Genomic DNA, 18,945 nt, shown 5'->3' with positions numbered 1-18,945 from the left:
CTGACACCCTAGCACTTACCCGATTGTGGTTATCAGGAAGAACGTCCTCTCACGATTCTGTTCCCATTCGGCATAAAGCCAAATATCGTTACATTGTCAGACTCGCTGCTTTATTCAGAGTCTTAGGGTCATCTGGTGATACAGATGGTTCACTCTTATCGCTGTGAACAGCGCTTCATACGACCTCAGGTCGCACGGACAAAAGCGTGTTAGATTCCTAACTCTAATTCGTGAATTTCGGATTAAAATTTCTATGGAGATAACGCCCGCTTAAGGGGCCGCCAACGCTATCACTGACTTTCCGCATAATACTGTAATCACCCAAACCAACGCATAATAAAAATGCCGCGCGTTGGCAGTCCCTATTGAAGCGTTTGTTATAAAAACATTTATCGTCTACCAAAGTTTACTTTTACAACATTCGGATGCTCTGTCTCTTCTACTAGTGTTTTGCGTTTCCATACAGGATTTTGTTTCCACTGTATTCCACTATTTTGAATTACTACACCTCCACCACAGTGTGACGACAAGCAGCCTGTCATCTTAATTCCACCTAATTGAGAACTTATTGGTGTGAGCTCTATGCGAGTGCCGACAATAGTCATATTGACTTCAACAGCTGTGATCGGAAAAGTTATATCCTTGAATACATCAGTCTCATATCGCTGTTGCGCTTGCTCAAATGATTGAAGCTCTATAAATCGTAAATATAGATAGTCGCCATTATGATAACTAATCTCAAGCTCTTTACCTTGAGGTGGACTCCGTAAATCGAGAGGAGACCCAATGTTTTCCCACGAGTTTTCCTCAATAATTATACGTTCATCTGGCTCTAAACTTAGCATATTGACGTTTAATCGAAGATACCCATCTTCATCACGGACCAAAGAAACTAAATCGATATTATCAATTGTTATTATTCTCGGTGTCTCATAGTAGAAATTACCTCCTACTACGGCCAACAAGTCTTTACGCAACCAATCTAGATTACCTCGAACTAACTTTGCATTTGCTTTGTCTTTCTTAAGAGTATGTAGCTGTTCTATGGTATATGCGCCACCATCTGCTTTTTTATGGTGTTGAGCACATAGTGCAATCATACCTTCTGGTTCGTTATGAGGTTTGACACTAACCGGAGGATCAAAATGGTGGTACTCGAGGTAAGGGTTACCACACCCTTTGACAGGACAGCCAAATCCGACTTCAGAACGAAGTACCTTTTTCACGCTTTTAGGAATAGGTTTTCTTTCTGACATTGTTTCCAAACTCCGGAATTTACTAGTTTTTATAACGTCTTAGTATTTATGCGCTGCGCTGTTTGCAGGGCATAAATCGCTTGTTGACTAAATCTTAAATATGGCCACAGCCACATCCATGTCACTTGGTAAAAATGATGCTATAGGAATTTGCTTTTTTGCGGTAGCGGTTTTTTATACAGTTTGATGGCTAATCACTTGATATCGTTTTAGCTTTCTCATTTTTCGCGCTTATTTTTTGCTGATGAATCGCGATCTAACGACTCAAAACTCCAAGGAATACATCTCCCCTCGGAGTGGCCGCAGGGCGAATAGACAAATTGCGTGAGTTCGGTCATGGATGACCGACTAGCTTTCGCAGGTGCAGGGACGCATCCTTCGGAAGCGATAGCAAATTTGTCAATGAGCACAAGGGGCTTTCAACTCCGTTGGGGGCGTCTTGGAGCATCCAAGGAGGATAGGACGAGCAGTCCTCCTTGGTCGGGTGTGGGGTGAAGCCCCACGACTTTGATTTTGATTAAAGCATTCAAACTACGAAACACGGAATGGGGCAATAGCTTTTTAGCTAAACGAACAGCAGAAGTGTTAATTAAGATTGGCATTGTTGCAACAGTGACCGTTGGCGGCATGGATGCCGTCGTCGAGCCCTCAGGGACGCTTCTTGTTAAATGCAAGGGCGGCGAGTCACAGGGGAAACAATGACAATTCATGCTGCAAACTGACAACAAAGTTATCTTGCTTTGGGGCAGAAGTAAGTTAAATCAACCTGTCGGTTCTAATTGCATCCTGATGTGAATCTTGACAGGTTCAGTCTAGGCTAATCAACCTTTTGTCATCTGCATGTCATCTAAACTTCATCATTCGGTCAAAGCCCCCCACTAAGCTCATATTCGTTAACAGCCTAATGGGGTGAATACGAGATGACAGGATTTAATTTCAGGAAACTTGAGAGGTCTACGCGGGAAGAGATAAATGACCCCAGCCTTTCCCCTCCCATCTTTAATCGCTCAACACAAACGCCAACATTAGCACCAACATCCTCAAATCAATTCAATTGTGCCGCTATTACCCCATCCGCATTAACTTCAGCCCATACAGCAAGCATCACAATTAACGCCCTCTGGTTGTCAGATATCCATTTAGGCTGTAAGGATTGCAAGGCTGACTACCTGCTCAGCTTGCTTGAAACCGTGCGTTGTCAGCACTTGTATCTGGTCGGTGACATAGTCGATTTATGGGCGTTGAAACGTAAGCTGCACTGGCCCGATAGCCACAATAAGGTGCTGCAAAAATTCATTGAACTGGCACAAAACGGCACCCAAGTGATTTATCTGCCGGGCAACCACGACGAATTGATTAAACCCTACGCCGAGCTAAGCCTGTGGAATATCAAAATTGCCCGCCAACATATTCACCACGGAATCGGCGGCCATAAACTCTTGATGCTCCACGGGGATCAGTTTGATGCCGATGTGTGTGTCGGCCGTTTCTACGCCATATTGGGTGACCATTTATATGACCTATTGTTGTTCCTCAATCGCAATCTCCATAGCTTGCGGGAACGCTTAGGTTATCCCTATTGGTCACTGGCAAGTTATATCAAGTCCAAAGTGGGCAAGGCTCAAGCGGCTATTGGACATTACCGTCAAGCGGTACTCAACTATGCCCAGCACTTTGATGTTGACGGTGTGATCTGCGGTCATATCCATCAGCCCGAACTCTCGACTCACCCCAGAGCAGCCCAATATTACTCACCACTCAGTCCCCTTGAAAAGAGGCAGATCATCTACGCCAACGACGGTGACTGGGTCGAAAACTGCAGTTTAATCACCGAAACCTTAAGCGGCGAATTACAACTTTGCCGCTGGAACGAGCAAACGCTCAAGCTCGATATTCTCAACAGTATAGCGCTGGTACAACAGCCGCCTGAGACGCACAAAGACAAGCAACAAAAAACGGCAGCGCAGCAAATGCCAGACATAAACACCGGCGAAACTCGCCCAAGGGATGTTGCCTAACACTATGAATAAATTACATAACACTATGGAATACAATGAAAAAATGCTAAACAGCAGCCTTAGCCATAACAAGCATACTGTGCCGTTCAAGGCGAATAACATGATTTTTACTGTTGATAATGTGGTTGAACAAAATCTGCCAGCGATCAATGACAAACCTTGGCTCGCTAAACCTGCCAAGGCCATGCTGCGTTACCTACTCAATGAAAAACAGTGCAACGATATCGCCAATCAATATACCTATTTACAGGGCGTAGACTTTGTCGAACAAATGCTGGCGAGTTTTGACTTTAGTTTTACCGTGCCCGCCAACGAGATAGAAAACATTCCCTGTGAAGGCCGAGTGGTCATATTCGCGAACCACCCAATAGGTTCACTCGATGCATTAGCGCTCATCAAACTCATCAGTGAAGTTCGCCCTGATATTAAAGTCGTCGCGAATGAGCTCTTGATGGCGCTGGAACCGCTGCACTCAATCCTACTGCCGGTGCGCAATATGACCGGCGGCACACCGAAACAGCATTTAGAAAAAATCCACCAGCACCTGCGTAACGAAGGCGCAGTGCTGATTTTTCCGTCGGGCGAAGTCTCGCGTCTGCGTCCTAACGGCGTGCGTGATACCCAATGGCACTCAGGCTTTTTAAAAATGGCGATTTCCTGCAATGCGCCACTACTGCCAATATTTTTAGATGCTAAAAACTCTGCCACTTTCTACGGCGCATCTATGATTTACAAGCCACTCGCGACACTGCTGCTAGTGAAGGAAATGTTCAAGCAGGCTAAACGTAATATGCCGATCCGCATTGGCGAGCTCATTCCCAATGAAGCCGTACGCTCAATGGACTTTCCACTCAAGACCAAGATAAAACTGCTTAAAAATCACTTGTATCGTATCGGCAAAGATAAAGATCCACTGTTTATCACCCAGAGCGCTATCGCCCACCCCGAATCGCGCCGTGAACTGCAAGCGGCACTGCAACAATGTGAACTTCTAGGGGAAACGCAAGATAACAAGTTGATTTATCTGTACCAACACCACGACAGTAATCCCATCATGCGGGAAATCGGCCGCCTGAGGGAAATCGCCTTTCGCGCCGTAGGCGAAGGTTCGGGCAAGCGCCGCGATATCGATAAATACGACTCCTACTACCAGCACTTAGTGCTGTGGGATAAAGAGCAGTTTGAAATTATCGGCGCCTATCGTTTTGCCAGTGGTGAGCAAGTCTTAGCAAAATATGGCGACCACGCACTCTACAGCCAATCCCTATTCCAATACGCCGACAGCTTTATGCCCTTTGTGAAGCAAGGGTTAGAACTCGGTCGCAGTTTTGTGCAGCCTAAATATTGGGGTAAACGCAGTTTAGATTATCTGTGGTTTGGCATTGGAGCTTATCTTGCCAAGCATCCTAAATATCGTTATCTATTTGGCCCAGTGTCCATCAGTAATCAACTGCCTGGAAGTGCTAGGGAAATGCTAGTGCACTTCTATGCGCGGGAATTTGCACCTGCGCAGCAGATGGCAGTTTCCATGTCACCCTTTGGCTTATCTAAATCCCAAAAAGCTAAGTTAGATGACTTGTATTTCTCCGAGGATTATCAGAGTAACTTTAAGCAACTCAAACAAGTGCTCGCGAGTATGGGGGCGGCAGTACCTACGCTCTACAAACAATATGGTGAACTGTGTAAAGCGGATGGGGTTAAGTTTCTCGCCTTTGGTATCGACGCCGACTTTGGCGATTGTATCGATGGCTTAGTGCTGGTGGACACCCACAAACTGAAAGGTAAAAAGTATCAACGCTACATAGGCGCACACTTGCCCGAATCGGAGCGGATGCCAATCACAGCGGATGATGAGCTAGAGGTCCAAGATCTTTGAGTTAAAACTTTGTAATGGGTGTTGGCTAAACTTGCACCACTCTGTTATAAGTAACTGTAATGCAGCGCATTAACAGAGCGCATCCTAGGATGCGCAAGCTTAACAGGGGATCATCATGCCGATCATTATCGCCGATATTATGAGTACCCGAGTCGTCACGGTTGAAATGGACGATCGATTAACTGTGGCGAAGGAAATCTTCGACCAAGCGAGCTTTCATCACTTATTGGTCGTCGATGAGTACCAACTTGAAGGCGTGTTATCGGAGCGGGATCTATTGCGCGCGATTAGCCCGAACTTGGGCAGTAGCGCGGAAACCGCAAGAGACTTAGAAACCCTACAAAAACGTGTCCATCAAGTGATGACGCGTAATCCGGTTACCGTCGCACCTCACATCAATTTAGACACGGCCACCCGCATGTTATTAGATAACGATATCGGCTGCTTACCCGTGTTAGAGGACGGTAAATTGGTTGGGATTGTTACTTGGAAAGACTTATTACGTGCCTATTGTGAATACAGGACACAAAATCAAAGCGAGTGCTAATCCTAAGACTGCACTCGCTTCTGTTCTCAATAACTAAGTTCAAATCACTCAGTTTGCCTAACTTAAATCGCCCAGCCACCCATATAAAACACCACTAAACCTAAGGTGATGGCAAGCACGCCTAACTTCAGTTTGCGCCATTCGCCACTGCAAATACGGCCTACCACCAGTGTCACAAAACCCAGCATAATACCGGTAACGATATTACAGCTTAAGATGATAAACACAGCGCAGGTTAAGCCCGACATGGCATCAACTTTATCGTCAAAATCGAGTTTCGCCACATTACTCAGCATCAACAAACCCACATACATCAAAGCAGGCGCTGTCGCATAGGCAGGCACTAAATAGCTTAATGGTGCTAAAAACATCATCAATAAAAACAGTACGCCAACTATGGTAGCCGTTAAACCTGTCTTTCCGCCCGCTGCAGTACCAGCCGCCGACTCGATATACACAGCCGCTGGTGCACCGCCGACTAAACCTGCCACCATACTGCTGACTGAGTCTGAGGTTAAGGCTTTACCACCGCCGACAATATTGTCGTCTTTATCGAGTAAATTAGCTTGGCCAGCCACAGCACGGATAGTGCCAGTCGCATCAAAAATCGCCGTCATCACTAACGCTAATACGATAGGCAAGACCACAGGATTAAAGGCACCCATAATATCGAGCTGACCAATCAGTGAATGCTCTGAGGTAAAATCAGGCAAGGCGAACAAACCTTGGTATTTAACGCTCGGATCGAACACTAAACCAAATACCGATAGCGCGATAATCACCAACAAAATACCGCCAGGTACACCGCGGCGCTCTAAACCAATTGTCGCCGCTAAACCTATAACGGTAGCGATAACAGGTAAGCTGTTAATGTCGCCTAACTTCACAGGTAAGCCTGCGCTATTGGCCACAATCAACTGCACACTGTTAGTCGCAATCAAAAGTAAAAACAAGCCGATACCTATGCCTGTACCGTGGGCTATGCCCTTTGGTAAATTCGCCAGTACCCACTGGCGAATACCTGTCACACTCACAAGTGTGAACGTCACGCCCATCAGGAAAATAGCACCTAAGGTGACTGGAATCGACATTCCCTGACCGAGCACTAAGCTAAACGCAGTAAAGGCCGTGAGCGAAATCGCGCAGCCAATCGCCATAGGTAAGTTAGCCCATAAACCCATGAGCAAAGAACCAAATGAAGCAATTAAACAGGTAGCTATAAACACGGCGCCGGGATCAAACCCCGCTTGGCCTAACATGTTTGGCACCACAATTACTGAGTAGACCATAGCGAGGAAGGTTGTAAATCCCGCAATCACTTCTTGGCGAACTGTGCTGCCACGTTGTTGAATAGAAAAATAACGGTCCAGAAACGAACCAGAGGGTACGGCTGTTGAACTCAATTGCTCAGACATAATGTTGTTATACCTTGTGATCTCTTAAAATGGGGTCGGTACCAATTACCCTAAAACGCAATTGGCGACGCTGGCTGCGGCAGATTAGAGCCCCAAATCCATCAGACTTGGGTGAGAGATCCACATCATTTTCCTACTGTGGGAAAAATCCATGATCTGCAAGCAGTGATGCCTCGCGATGATTAAAAAGCCATTAACCATGTAGACGCAGCCGTTGTTGGCCGCGGATGATACTGGAATCTCCCAAAGATAGCTAAGACATCGCCTACACTTCGATAAAAAATTAGCGGCAAAAACTGAAATCTGTTGTTTAAAAAAACGCCTAAACCTATGTAATAACTGCTACTTAATATCACATTAATCACGATAAGAGTCTGCCAGTGCTGCGTAAACGTTCGCTAACTTCCCTCTCCTTCATCTCCCAATATTAGAATATGGCAAGTCAACCAAACCTTGATACTGTGCATTGATACTTGGCGTATTAACGTTTCAGGGGTTGTTGTACAAGGAGCCACACTTACGCTTTATGTAACGAACACCTCGTCATTCACACCGCCTGCGTGAATATGCGATCTTGGTAGCTTTATTGAACAAAAAATTACTCTGCTTTTACAGTCACATCAATATGACTTATGCTTAGAGGCACTGATGGGACTACACTTAGCTGACTATGAAAGAAAAAGGATTGGGTATGGACGAAAGGCGTAAGTTTTCGCGGATTCTATTTGCCACGAGCGCACATCTACAACAAGGTGGTGCGCAGTGGGAGACGACCATTCTCGATTTGAGTCTAAATGGCGCTTTGGTTGAAGAACCGCAAAATTTTATTAATTCGGGTGATGCTATTACCCTCAGTTTTGCCTTACCAGAATCTGACATTGAGATCCGTATGGAAACTGAGTTGGTCCATCAAAAAAATGCCCAATTAGGTTTGAAGTGTAACTTTATCGATGTTGATAGTATCAGCCACCTAAAACGTATGGTGGAACTGAACCTAGGTGATGCTTCTTTGCTGAATCGTGAACTTATGTTGTTTATCGAAAAACACAATATCACAGCTTAAAACACCAGCTCACAAATACAAACAGCGCCTAATGGCGCTGTTTTACTTACTGGTGTTAATCTCACTCGCGAGCATTTGATGCTAAATCGCTTCTAGCGCTTCGGATAACTTAGAAACACCCACCACTTCCATACCAGCTGGAGGCTTTTTCGGCACATTGGCCTTGGGCACTATTGCTCGTTTAAAACCATGCTTAGCGGCTTCGATTAATCGCTCTTGCCCATTAGGCACAGGCCGAATTTCGCCGGACAGCCCGACCTCACCAAAGGCAACTAAATCGCTAGGCAAAATATCACCGCGAAAACTCGATACCATTGCAAGCAGCAAGGTTAAGTCGGCACTGGTTTCCGTTACTTTCACGCCGCCCACCACGTTAACAAACACATCCTGATCCGACATCTGCAAACCACCATGGCGGTGCATTACGGCAAGCAACATCGCCAAACGGTTTGCATCCATACCCACAGCCACGCGGCGCGGGTTAGACATGGCCGAGTTATCCACCAGCACTTGCAGCTCCACCAACAAGGGCCGCGTTCCTTCCCAAACCACCATAACAAGCGAGCCAGATGATTCTTCTTCACCACGAGAAAGGAAGATTGCCGAAGGATTGGCGACTTCCTTTAAGCCGCGCTCGGTCATGGCAAATACGCCTAATTCATTGATCGCGCCAAAACGATTTTTATGGGAGCGCAAGGTGCGGTAACGACTATCGCTATCCCCTTCGAACATCACAGAGCAGTCGATACAATGTTCCAATACCTTGGGCCCAGCCAAACTGCCATCTTTGGTCACATGGCCGACCATGATCACGGCAATGCCATTTTCTTTCGCAAAACGGGTTAAGTAAGAAGCGGATTCACGCACCTGCGACACACTGCCAGGGCTCGATGCCACATCACTCATGTGCATCACTTGAATCGAGTCAACAACGATGACTTTAGGCAATTCTTTAAGGGCAACTTCGCAAATTTGCTCGACGCTGGTTTCAGACAACATCCGCAATTTATTGGTTGGTAAACCAAGGCGATGGGCGCGCATCGCTACCTGCTGCAACGATTCTTCACCCGTGACATACAGTGCAGGCATTTGCTCGGCCAGATGACACAGAGTTTGCAATAAAAGCGTACTCTTACCTGCGCCTGGATGTCCGCCTATCAAAATGGCAGAACCTGGTACAATCCCACCACCGAGTACTCGGTCTAATTCGCCAAAATGACTCAAGATCCGCGGTAAGGCATTGAGATCGATTTGATCTAATGTCTTCACTTCATTGCTGCTTGCTCCGGCATAACCGACAAACTTAGTGCTGCGCCCAGGCGAAGCTGTACCGAGCCTCACCTCAGTGATCGTATTCCATTCCTGACAAGCGCTACACTGCCCTTGCCAACGGGGAAAGTCTTGTCCACACTCATTACATACGTACGCCGTTTTATTCTTTGCCATAACTCATTAAAATCTGTATAAAATCAATTTAAGTAACTGCGAATACTGCCGACATAAGACTAACAGCCCAATACAAAATAAGCATTAAAAAGAACCCTACATGAGTCTAGATAACCATAGTGCACTCATCGAACAGCTCAAGCCATTGCTCATGGAACCTAACTTCCAAGAGATTTTCCAGCAGCTGACGATAGATGAAACCAATTCGACCCGTTTTCTAGTGAAAATGGAACTCAGTCGTTTGGCTTCACCATGCACGCGAATTATCGATCTCAGGGATAAATCTGAGCTTCCTTGTGTTGAAGTGATGTTAGGTCAACAGCGACATTTTTTAGATGAACCCGCCAAAAACAGTATGCATGAGGCCATGTCACTGTTTCGCAATCAATATACCTTGGGAGTATACGAGTATGTGCTCAATGCTCACCAACAACGTCGGTTAAAGTTGCGCCAAAGTGTCACGCAGGTAGAGGCCGCAGAATCAGAGCCTTTTATGGTGCCCGGCGTGGTATTAGGCAGTTATTTCAACCGCACAGAAGAGCGGATGAATTACAGTATTCGCATCGCAGCATCGCAAACCGGCCGTGGTGAAGTACAAGGGATAACTGCAGATTTATCCGTAGGTGGTGCCCGTATTCGCCTTGCAGCTAACCATCCCTTCGATCTCGACCATCCCCTTAAAATAAAACTACTGGAACTCAGTGAAGAGTTTTACTATCCCGATCTCCAGCTCGGTGTTGACTATGAGGTTGTCGATAGCCAAACCAATGGCGAATACATTTGGTTAAGACTCAAGCGTATTGGGGGCAGTGAAGCCTTAAGTGAAATGCTTGGCAATTTAATCCGCGGCTACAAACTGCGTTACAAAGTAGATGTGAATGATGTGATAGTCACAGCAACAGGGCTTGGATTTGAGCGTCATTATTTACCCCATCTTCCGCACTTACCTTTATATTTCAATACTCAAACTCAAGGTTTGAGCCACATGCTACTCAGCCGAGATAACCAGCAGATAGTGCATTATTTTCAAGATGAAAATGATGTGAGCCAGTTACCAGCTATGCTGACACCAAGCCGTTTATCTGAGCTACTTAATCATCCTGAAAATCCCGACCATGGGCTATTTTTTAGCTTTACCTATAATGCCCAAGGTTGCTTATATTTTTACTCTGCCACCTTAGCAGAGCTTAAAGCTAAGGGCATGATGCCTTTATTTTTAGGCTTTGCATCGACCAAGCCCAGCTGGCGGATCTTCAAAGTCACCCAAGATAAAATTTATCATGATAAGGGTTATCGACGTGCGACCCTCCCAGGAGATGAAGCAAAATTTAGCCCATTGGTCGAACAACAATTATCACAATTTAGTCATTTGCTTCAGCTCATCGAAATCAGCAACGAAGATACCAGAGGCCATTACAAAGCTTGGCAAGACGATAGCAATGCCAACGCCCTAAAAACCTTTGGTCAACAAAGACTGACCACCAATCAAATTAAGTTAGTTTCCATGCAGTTTAGCGAGCGACGCCAAGAAGCGCGTTTCGCCTTTAAAACCTTAGTCAATGTGACTCAAGACAAGCACAAAGCCACGGGCATTACTTTAGATATTTCAAGCCGAGGCATGCAATTAACCTTGGATAATCCTGCAGATTTTTCATCAAATAAACCACTACTGTTAAGCTTCCCAAAGCTCCAAACCATTGCAGGCAAAACACAGCTAGATAACCTCCCCTACCGCTTAGTGCGTACCCGCAAGAATGGTGTAACCTTGCATTTAACCGCCGTTATGGGTCATACACCCCATGTTGGAGTGGAATTTTTAAATAAACTTATTGCCCATAACAAAGAAAAATTAGAGCAACTCACCGAAAACAATAGTGAAATCAAAGAACTTGCCGATGGTTTAAAAAATATTTTGATGCATGATTTACATTCTGTGCCCTATTTTGTTGAAAAAACGACAAAATCTGCCCAAGTCGCTTGTTTAGGCGTTGGTACACAACAGGATGAGATCAGCGATATTTTTGCCGCGGGCACCTCAGATACTCTGCAATATAATTTAGCGCCACTGCTAAAAGACGGTTTTTTTAAGCGAGATATTCTCGAACCTATCCGTCAAATGAAACCCCAACAGGACATGGATTTTATTGAAGTGTTTATTCAGTTAATTCGTCAATCTCGCGGAAAAATCTTTTTAAAGTGCACTCTTGCAACTGAAATCGGTGATGTCGAAGCACAGATAACCTTTATCAATCAGAGCAAAGCACTAGGCAGGTTCCTCGCCCTACGCATTTATCGCGGCGCGACAGAGAAGCCTGACATGAACTACCTACGCCGTGAATTGGAATACATTAATATTCATGCAAACCATAAAGCTAAGCAGTTAGAAGAACAGTTATGGCGTGTGATTGGTGTCGGCGAACTGTTAGATATTACCCAAGAAGTCGAATTAAGATACCCAGTACTGCATAAAAAGCAGTCTTAATTGTTCAATACCGCCAGATCAAAACTTAAATACCAATCCTTTATCTTAGGAAAATGATCGCTGGTGGCATCTAAATGCGTCAGCATATCTGCATGGCCATAGTCATGCTTAAAGCCATTATCCTTAGAGAGAAGCGTCGATTTAACCCGTTTAAAACCACACTCTACGACCATATCCGCCACATCTTCTGGATGCCCCAACACAGTATCGTTTTGCCCTGAGATAAACCAAGCCGGTGGCCAATGAGCACGCTTTGCCGCTTTCGCATAATCAAACCCATCATCGTGATCGATCCAATCACCCCGCACCCAATCGATACTTTGAACTAATGAGGCGCGGCTTTCATTGTCCATACCAATGCGCAGCTTATCGGCGGCGAGGTAACCTTGGCCCATCGCTAAACCTGGCGCTAAACGATTCCAAAAAACATCAACCATTAACCACTTTTTGAAGGATTTAACCCGAATTGTCCGTTTGCTACCGAAAGTAAGCAGTGAACGAACGCTTTGCTGCAAATCAGGATATCGGGCCAAACTACTCGCCATCAACACACCGCCCCATGAATGGGCACACCAATGCACCTGCAAAGGCGCCACGGCTTTACGAGTCGTCTGCTCTTGGCAGACTTTTTGATGTAAATCGAGAATCGCCTGCTGCACTAAAGGTAACTGCTCGCGGATCACTTCACCCTGCCCTAAGGTAAAATCACGATCAATTTTAGGCAAGCTGAGCCCTCTTCCTGCAGTATCCAGCACATACACCACAAATCCCGCCTCCGCTAAATAACAACCAAGACCACGGCCACTCTGGCTATAAAACACCCGACCGTTAGACATAGCACCATGGAGCATGAGGATAGGCGTTTTAGAAAAATCAGGCGCAGCTGGTAATAACTGGCGTAGATGCAGTTGACCATCGCGGTACGGCAGGTAGATTGAAGACTGTGAAATGGTCGAAATTGAGCCTTGGGCGAGCTGAGTCAAAATAAGTCACTGGTAGTTTATCAATATCCCTAAACTACCAGCTCATCAATAAAAGACAAGAGTCATTGCTCTAACTCAGTCTCTATCCAGACTTATATTTAAATAAATGAATAACCTAGATTTGTAGCAGATAAGGTAGAACCCGCAGGTCGAGATGGCGAATATTGGCATCCGCCGCCGCTGCCAGCTTAGGTTTGGCATGGAAAGCGATACCAAAATCCGCTGCCATCACCATAGGAATATCATTCGCGCCATCGCCGATCGCGACTCTTTGGCCTTTTGGAATTTGCCACTGCTCACTGCAACGCTCAACCACATCTGCTTTAAACTGCGCATCCACAACTTTACCTGTTACTTCCCCCGCAAGTTTACCGTCAGTGATCACTAATTCATTAGCAAAGGCCGCATCTAAGTTTAGAAGCTGCCTTAAATGGCCAACAAAAGGCGTAAAGCCGCCAGATGCAACCACTAAACGCCAGCCATGGGATTTAAGTTCTAAAAGCATGGGCTCAAGCCCTGGCATCAAAGGCAAGTTGTCGCACAAGGTCGTGATAATACTGGCATCGGCGCCCTTAAGCTGTGCCACACGCTGACGCAGACTCTGCTCAAAATCAAGCTCACCTTGCATAGCACGTTCAGTAATCGCCGCCACGCGCTCACCCACGCCTGCCATGACCGCTAATTCATCAATACATTCAATCTGAATCGCTGTGGAATCCATGTCCATCACTAATAAGCCGGGATGATTCAAGCAAGGCAAATCAGCATGAATGACATGCAGTTCAGCTAAAGACTGCGGGAATGCCGCTAACTGCGCCTGAGAAGGCAAATTTACCAGTGCCAACTCGATACAATGTAAACCAACTTGTCGTTCGATATGGGCGATACCGATAACGTTAGACTGAGGTAATTGCGCTATCCATGCCGATATTGTCGCCTCTACCACGGCATCTTGATAAATAATTCGCACACGTGAAACACCAGCGGGGTTTGCTGACTCTTGATAACGTTCAAACACTTGCCCTTGGCGTTCAAACCTTGGGGAATGGCCAGAGACTAACCACAAAAAAAGCGCATCTTGGTTCAAGCTTTCCATCGGACTTAAATTCTCCAACTATCGGGCTCACTCAGAATCAATTATGATTAGGCAAGCGCTCTACATTTTAAGGGTCAAAGTGTTATATCTTAAAGGGCTAAAGAAAAGCCATAAAATCAGTAGACTGATCCAAATTGCCGCCGCATTCGCCTTAATATTCGGCTTAGTGCAATTGTGGCAAACAAGCCTACTACAAGGTCAGCTGCTTCTAAAGTCCCAAACTCAAAAGATGGCCAGATTACTGGTACAGCAAACCGCTTATGGTGCCGCACCAGCGCTACAACTGCAAAATGACGAGCAGTTGCAATGGCTCGCCAGCGCTTTAGTGGAAGATCCTAAGGTGATGTCCGCCGCCATCTTCAGTGACCAAGGCATGCGGCTATCCTTCGCTCAAAGCATCACTAAGGATGTAGTTGATCCTGACTCGGAAGAAATGAATTTGCTGCTAAGCAAATATCCTCCCTATGTAGAGCCCGTGATCCAAGAAGGGAAAAATCTAGGTTATGTCGAAGTCAGGCTTGATACCAAGTTATTTTTCAACGAAATCAAAGAAGCCCATAATTTAAACATGGAGCAACAACAAATCATGCTGCTGGTTGCAGGCTTGATTGGTATGTTGCTTTCACGCTCTTTGTCTTTCAAACGTGCCGACTTCGACCGCCGTCGCTTTCGGGTTAAGTTGCGTCAAGCGCCGAAAAAACCTGAGAAACGATCCTCAACTGAAGAGCCATCAGAAAGTGTTAATGATGGTTTGGCGCAAGAGCCAACCGAAGATAAACCGGTGGCTACCACTGATAACCCACAAGAGAAAGCGACTAAGCCCACTAAGGCACCAAAAGCAGTGACAGAGGCAAATACCGATAAGCTCACTCAGACCAGCGTGCGAACTAAGGCCGAAAAAACGTCAGAAAAATCATTGGAATTACAGGATAATACAACAGTTGAAAACGCGACAAACAATGCGGAACAAGCGGCACCTGTTAAGGTTAAACCTAAAGTGAAAAGTGTCCGCCGAGTAAAACACGCGACTAAAACAACAGCCGCTGCGGCCGAGACCTCGACGCCAAAAACGCTCAATGAGCCAAGCGATCTCGACACAGATTCAACAGGTTAATCTCGATCTCAATAGATAGGAAAATCACTAATCTATTAATAGCTAAGCTCTAGATAAGCCATAAACAAGCAATTTCTAATAACCAAACCATTAATAACAAAGTCGAATAGAACAGTCGCTAAAAATTAGCATAAAAAAAGGGTTCGCATTGCGAACCCTTTTTTCAGTAGCACACTCTTACAGCGTAACAGTTACAGTGTAATCGCCGCTTCTAATGTCATGATGATCATATCATTGAATGTGGTTTGACGTTCTTCTGCAGAAGTCTTTTCACCGGTGCGGATATGATCAGATACAGTCACAACGCACAGGGCACGCGCACCAAACTCATGGGCAACACCGTACAGGCCAGCCGCTTCCATTTCAACGCCTAACACGCCCATTTTCTCCATCACGTCAAACATTTGTGGGTCAGGAGTGTAGAACAGGTCCGCAGAGAAAATGTTACCTACGCGAACTTTAGTCCCGCGAGCTTTCGCAGATTCGATAACCGCATTCATCAGCTCATAGTTAGCGATAGCGGCAAAATCTTGGCCTTTAAAACGTAAACGGTTAACCGCTGAGTCAGTACATGCACCCATACCGATGATCACGTCACGTACTTTAACGTCAGTGCTGATCGCACCACAAGTACCCACACGGATCAGGTTCTTAACGCCGTAATCACGAATTAATTCAGTTGCATAGATAGAGCATGAAGGAATACCCATGCCAGAACCCATTACTGAAATACGCTTACCTTTGTAAGTACCAGTAAAACCTAGCATGTTTCGAACATCAGTCACTTGCTCAACATTTTCTAAGAATGTTTCAGCAATATATTTTGCACGTAATGGATCGCCTGGAAACAGCATTGTCTCAGCGAATGCGCCCTCTACAGCATTAATGTGTGGTGTTGCCATCGAAATAACCCCTGTTTATTTTATTAAGACTTAAGTCTTTGTTTACTGGCGGCAAATGTCAGCCGCCAAATCGAAATAAATGCTAATTTGCCTAAAGGAACGATTCGCCATAGGCCATAGGTTCAAGCTTAAAGTGGCTCGCAATAGATTGGCCGATATCGGCAAAGCTATTACGACGACCCAGCGATCCCGCTTTCAATCCAGCGCCAAAGGCTAATACTGGCACATATTCACGGGTATGATCCGTGCCTTGCCATGTTGGATCGCAACCGTGATCCGCCGTTAAAATCAGCAGATCGTCTTCACCTAATAATGCGAGCATTTCAGGCAAACGGGCATCAAAATATTCCAGCCCTTTGGCGTAACCAGCAACATCACGGCGATGACCGTAGTGAGAGTCGAAATCAACGAAGTTAGTAAACACTATAGTGTTATCACCCGCAGATTTCACTTCGGCTAAGGTCGCATCGAAAAGTGCTTCTAAGCCGTTCGCCTTCACTTTTTTAGTGATACCACAGTAAGCATAAATGTCGGCAATCTTGCCTACACTCACAACTTCACCGCCAGCCTCTTTCAGCTTATCGAGTACAGTTTTTGCAGGTGGCGCGAGCGAATAATCCTTACGATTGCCGGTACGGGCAAAATCACTTGGACCAGTACCATCAAATGGACGGGCAATGACGCGACCTATGTTGTAAGGCTCTAACTCTTCACGGGTTATTTCGCAAAGACGATAGAGATTTTCTAAACCGAAGGTTTCTTCATGACAAGCGATTTGGAATACTGAATCAGCAGAGGTGTAGAAAATAGGCTTGCCAGAGCGCATGTGCTCTTCGCCTAACTCTTCTAAAATGGTTGTACCTGAGGCATGGCAATTACCTAAGAATCCATCCAGACCTGCACGGGCTAAGATCTTATCCGTCAGTTCTTTAGGGAAAGAATTTTGGTGCTCGCTGAAATAACCCCACTCGAATAGTACGGGCACGCCCGCCATCTCCCAGTGACCGCTCGGCGTATCTTTACCCGAACTTAACTCTTGTGCATGACCATAAGCACCAATCAGCTCAACATTATCGCCAAAACCGGGTGCAAAGGCACCAGTACTTTCCATCGCTGCATGGCCTAAACCTAAGCGCGCTAAGTTAGGTAATTTCAGCGGGCCTTCACGGCCAATATCGGCTTTGCCTTCGGCGCATGCTTTAGCAATATGACCAAAGGTATCGGAACCGACATCACCAAAGCTTGCTGCATCAGCAGAAGCACCGACTCCAAAGGAGTCCAACATCATAATAATGGTACGTTTCATAATTCTTCCTTAAAGATCCGATGCACGAATATAGGCATAGATCTCAGGTGTTTTTTCTGGTGCGGTTTCACCAATGTGAATCGCTTTTTTCACCGCAAGTTCAGCTTCCGCGAAGGCGGCTTCAGACTGTGCATGGATAACGGCAATCGGCGTAGATGAATCCACTTTATCGCCTAGGGCACACACTTGGGTTAAGCCAACACTATAGTCTAGTGCATCACCGGGCTTACGGCGGCCGCCACCTAAGGTCACAACCGCTAAACCTAATTCACGGGTATCCATGCTATAGGCATAACCTTGCATATCGGCAAAAACTGGACGAATAATTTGTGATTGCGGTAGGTATTTACTGTAGTTTTCAACAAAATCAACTGGGCCACCAAGACCCGACACCATCTTGCCAAAGAGTTCTGCAGCGCGACCATTATCGAGCACACGATTCAGTTTAGCGCGAGCGTCGGCTTCATTGCTTGCAAGACCGCCCAGAAGCAACATCTCAGCGCAAAGACCCATAGTGACTTCATATAAACGCGGATTACGGTAAGCACCCGTTAAAAAGTCGATGGCTTCTTTCACTTCAACCGCGTTACCGGCACAAGATGCAAGCACTTGATTCATATCGGTAAGCAAAGCTGTCGTTTTAGTGCCCGCGCCATTAGCAACAGCTGCAATACTGCGAGCTAATTCTTCCGATGCCTCATAGGTTGGCATAAAGGCGCCGCTACCGACTTTCACATCCATCGCTAGCGCATCTAAATTACAGGCTAATTTCTTAGACAGAATCGACGCTGTGATGAGGGAAATAGATTCAACGGTGGCGGTATTATCGCGGATAGAATAGAAACGTTTGTCGGCAGGAACGAGATCGCCTGTTTGGCCAATAATCGCCACACCGACTTCTTTAACCACTTTACGGAACAATTCACTTGATGGCTCAGTTTGATAACCCGGAATGGCATCAAACTTATCGAGCGTGCCGCCCGTATGACCTAGGCCACGCCCAGAAATCATAGGCACATAACCACCACAAGCCGCAGCCATAGGGCCAAGCATAAGGCTAATCACATCACCCACACCGCCAGTGCTGTGTTTGTCGATAACAGGGCCATTGAGTCCCAATGACTGCCAATTAAGTACAGTGCCAGAATCACGCATCGCTGTTGTTAAAGCGATTCTTTCATCCATGTTCATGTCATTAAAGTACACAGCCATGCCTAATGCGGCAATCTGGCCTTCGGACACTGCGTTAGTAGTGATACCTTGAACAAAAAACTGTATTTCTGCGGAACTTAGCGCTAAACCATTACGTTTTTTACGAATAATCTCTTGAGCTAGAAACATGATACTGCCTCCAAGATAGACACTAACAACCCTGTCGCTAGTGCTTATCTTTGCAATGAAACATCAAAACTGTAGCAATATTACAAGTTCATACTATCGA

The 18,945-nt window shown here is 45.8% G+C and carries 14 protein-coding genes; 6 read left to right on the top strand and 8 right to left on the bottom strand.

The window, feature by feature from the left end:
- Positions 1-389: 389 nt before the first annotated feature.
- Positions 390-1,256 (bottom strand): HNH endonuclease, encoded by an 867-nt coding sequence (locus tag L5L97_RS19110; RefSeq protein WP_263183475.1) that lies wholly within the window; start codon positions 1,254-1,256, stop codon positions 390-392.
- A gap of 920 nt (positions 1,257-2,176) precedes the next feature.
- Between L5L97_RS19110 and L5L97_RS19105 the strand changes: the two genes are divergently transcribed.
- The 3 genes from L5L97_RS19105 to L5L97_RS19095 all read left to right on the top strand — a co-directional run bounded on the left by L5L97_RS19105 (position 2,177) and on the right by L5L97_RS19095 (position 5,697).
- Positions 2,177-3,274 carry a UDP-2,3-diacylglucosamine diphosphatase gene (locus L5L97_RS19105; RefSeq protein WP_263183473.1) on the top strand — a complete coding sequence of 366 codons (1,098 nt, stop codon included), beginning with the start codon at positions 2,177-2,179 and terminating at the stop codon, positions 3,272-3,274.
- Complete coding sequence (locus L5L97_RS19100) at positions 3,264-5,150, top strand: lysophospholipid acyltransferase family protein (protein WP_263183470.1); 1,887 nt, start codon at positions 3,264-3,266, stop codon at positions 5,148-5,150. The genes L5L97_RS19105 and L5L97_RS19100 overlap by 11 nt, the downstream gene beginning before the upstream one ends.
- A 115-nt stretch (positions 5,151-5,265) precedes the next feature.
- On the top strand, positions 5,266-5,697 hold the full coding sequence (locus tag L5L97_RS19095) for a CBS domain-containing protein (RefSeq protein WP_028761428.1): 432 nt from the start codon (positions 5,266-5,268) through the stop codon (positions 5,695-5,697).
- Between the two features lie 62 nt (positions 5,698-5,759).
- On the opposite strand, the gene L5L97_RS19090 is transcribed toward L5L97_RS19095, so the two are convergent.
- Positions 5,760-7,112, bottom strand: coding sequence for an NCS2 family permease (locus tag L5L97_RS19090; RefSeq protein WP_131523249.1), 1,353 nt, complete (start codon positions 7,110-7,112; stop codon positions 5,760-5,762).
- Between the two features lie 691 nt (positions 7,113-7,803).
- Between L5L97_RS19090 and L5L97_RS19085 the strand changes: the two genes are divergently transcribed.
- The gene (locus tag L5L97_RS19085) at positions 7,804-8,175 is read left to right on the top strand and encodes a PilZ domain-containing protein (RefSeq protein WP_105251715.1); all 372 of its coding nucleotides are present in this window, start codon (positions 7,804-7,806) and stop codon (positions 8,173-8,175) included.
- A gap of 81 nt (positions 8,176-8,256) precedes the next feature.
- Here L5L97_RS19085 and radA read toward each other — a convergent pair whose 3' ends face one another.
- Positions 8,257-9,621, bottom strand: a complete 1,365-nt coding sequence (gene radA, locus L5L97_RS19080; RefSeq protein WP_261272491.1) for a DNA repair protein RadA — start codon at positions 9,619-9,621, stop codon at positions 8,257-8,259.
- Positions 9,622-9,721: 100 nt separating this feature from the next.
- On the opposite strand from radA, the gene L5L97_RS19075 reads away from it, so the two are divergent.
- Positions 9,722-12,103, top strand: coding sequence for a PilZ domain-containing protein (locus L5L97_RS19075; protein ID WP_263183464.1), 2,382 nt, complete (start codon positions 9,722-9,724; stop codon positions 12,101-12,103).
- On the opposite strand, the gene L5L97_RS19070 is transcribed toward L5L97_RS19075, so the two are convergent.
- Positions 12,100-13,086 carry an alpha/beta fold hydrolase gene (locus tag L5L97_RS19070; RefSeq protein WP_263183462.1) on the bottom strand — a complete coding sequence of 329 codons (987 nt, stop codon included), beginning with the start codon at positions 13,084-13,086 and terminating at the stop codon, positions 12,100-12,102. The two genes, L5L97_RS19075 and L5L97_RS19070, sit on opposite strands and share 4 nt — an antisense overlap.
- Before the next feature lie 115 nt (positions 13,087-13,201).
- Positions 13,202-14,182 carry a phosphoserine phosphatase SerB gene (gene serB, locus L5L97_RS19065; protein ID WP_263161906.1) on the bottom strand — a complete coding sequence of 327 codons (981 nt, stop codon included), beginning with the start codon at positions 14,180-14,182 and terminating at the stop codon, positions 13,202-13,204.
- A gap of 79 nt (positions 14,183-14,261) precedes the next feature.
- On the opposite strand from serB, the gene L5L97_RS19060 reads away from it, so the two are divergent.
- Positions 14,262-15,296: a YtjB family periplasmic protein gene (locus tag L5L97_RS19060; protein WP_263140127.1), complete on the top strand. Its 1,035-nt coding sequence runs from the start codon at positions 14,262-14,264 to the stop codon at positions 15,294-15,296.
- Positions 15,297-15,487: 191 nt separating this feature from the next.
- Here L5L97_RS19060 and deoD read toward each other — a convergent pair whose 3' ends face one another.
- From deoD to deoA, 3 genes are all read right to left on the bottom strand, one after another.
- Positions 15,488-16,198: a purine-nucleoside phosphorylase gene (deoD, locus tag L5L97_RS19055; RefSeq protein ID WP_113939310.1), complete on the bottom strand. Its 711-nt coding sequence runs from the start codon at positions 16,196-16,198 to the stop codon at positions 15,488-15,490.
- 91 nt (positions 16,199-16,289) lie between these two features.
- Complete coding sequence (locus tag L5L97_RS19050) at positions 16,290-17,504, bottom strand: phosphopentomutase (protein WP_219234629.1); 1,215 nt, start codon at positions 17,502-17,504, stop codon at positions 16,290-16,292.
- Positions 17,505-17,513: 9 nt separating this feature from the next.
- A complete protein-coding gene (gene deoA, locus L5L97_RS19045; RefSeq protein ID WP_173243376.1) occupies positions 17,514-18,845 on the bottom strand; it encodes a thymidine phosphorylase in 1,332 nt (443 codons plus the stop codon).
- Positions 18,846-18,945: the final 100 nt, after the last annotated feature.

The organism is Shewanella sp. SM71 (genome assembly GCF_025653905.1).
In the GTDB taxonomy this organism is placed as follows: Bacteria; Pseudomonadota; Gammaproteobacteria; order Enterobacterales; family Shewanellaceae; genus Shewanella; species Shewanella oncorhynchi.
The sequence above is the reverse complement of the archived record's forward strand: the minus strand, read 5'-3'. Positions and strand labels throughout refer to the sequence as shown.

Coding starts and splice junctions, on each gene's coding strand:
- L5L97_RS19110 (WP_263183475.1), bottom strand. CDS start 1,256: ATGTCAGAAAGAAAACCTATTCCTAAAAGCGTGAAAAAGGTACTTCGT.
- L5L97_RS19105 (WP_263183473.1), top strand. CDS start 2,177: ATGACAGGATTTAATTTCAGGAAACTTGAGAGGTCTACGCGGGAAGAG.
- L5L97_RS19100 (WP_263183470.1), top strand. CDS start 3,264: ATGTTGCCTAACACTATGAATAAATTACATAACACTATGGAATACAAT.
- L5L97_RS19095 (WP_028761428.1), top strand. CDS start 5,266: ATGCCGATCATTATCGCCGATATTATGAGTACCCGAGTCGTCACGGTT.
- L5L97_RS19090 (WP_131523249.1), bottom strand. CDS start 7,112: ATGTCTGAGCAATTGAGTTCAACAGCCGTACCCTCTGGTTCGTTTCTG.
- L5L97_RS19085 (WP_105251715.1), top strand. CDS start 7,804: ATGGACGAAAGGCGTAAGTTTTCGCGGATTCTATTTGCCACGAGCGCA.
- radA (WP_261272491.1), bottom strand. CDS start 9,621: ATGGCAAAGAATAAAACGGCGTACGTATGTAATGAGTGTGGACAAGAC.
- L5L97_RS19075 (WP_263183464.1), top strand. CDS start 9,722: ATGAGTCTAGATAACCATAGTGCACTCATCGAACAGCTCAAGCCATTG.
- serB (WP_263161906.1), bottom strand. CDS start 14,182: ATGGAAAGCTTGAACCAAGATGCGCTTTTTTTGTGGTTAGTCTCTGGC.
- deoD (WP_113939310.1), bottom strand. CDS start 16,198: ATGGCAACACCACACATTAATGCTGTAGAGGGCGCATTCGCTGAGACA.
- L5L97_RS19050 (WP_219234629.1), bottom strand. CDS start 17,504: ATGAAACGTACCATTATTATGATGTTGGACTCCTTTGGAGTCGGTGCT.
- deoA (WP_173243376.1), bottom strand. CDS start 18,845: ATGTTTCTAGCTCAAGAGATTATTCGTAAAAAACGTAATGGTTTAGCG.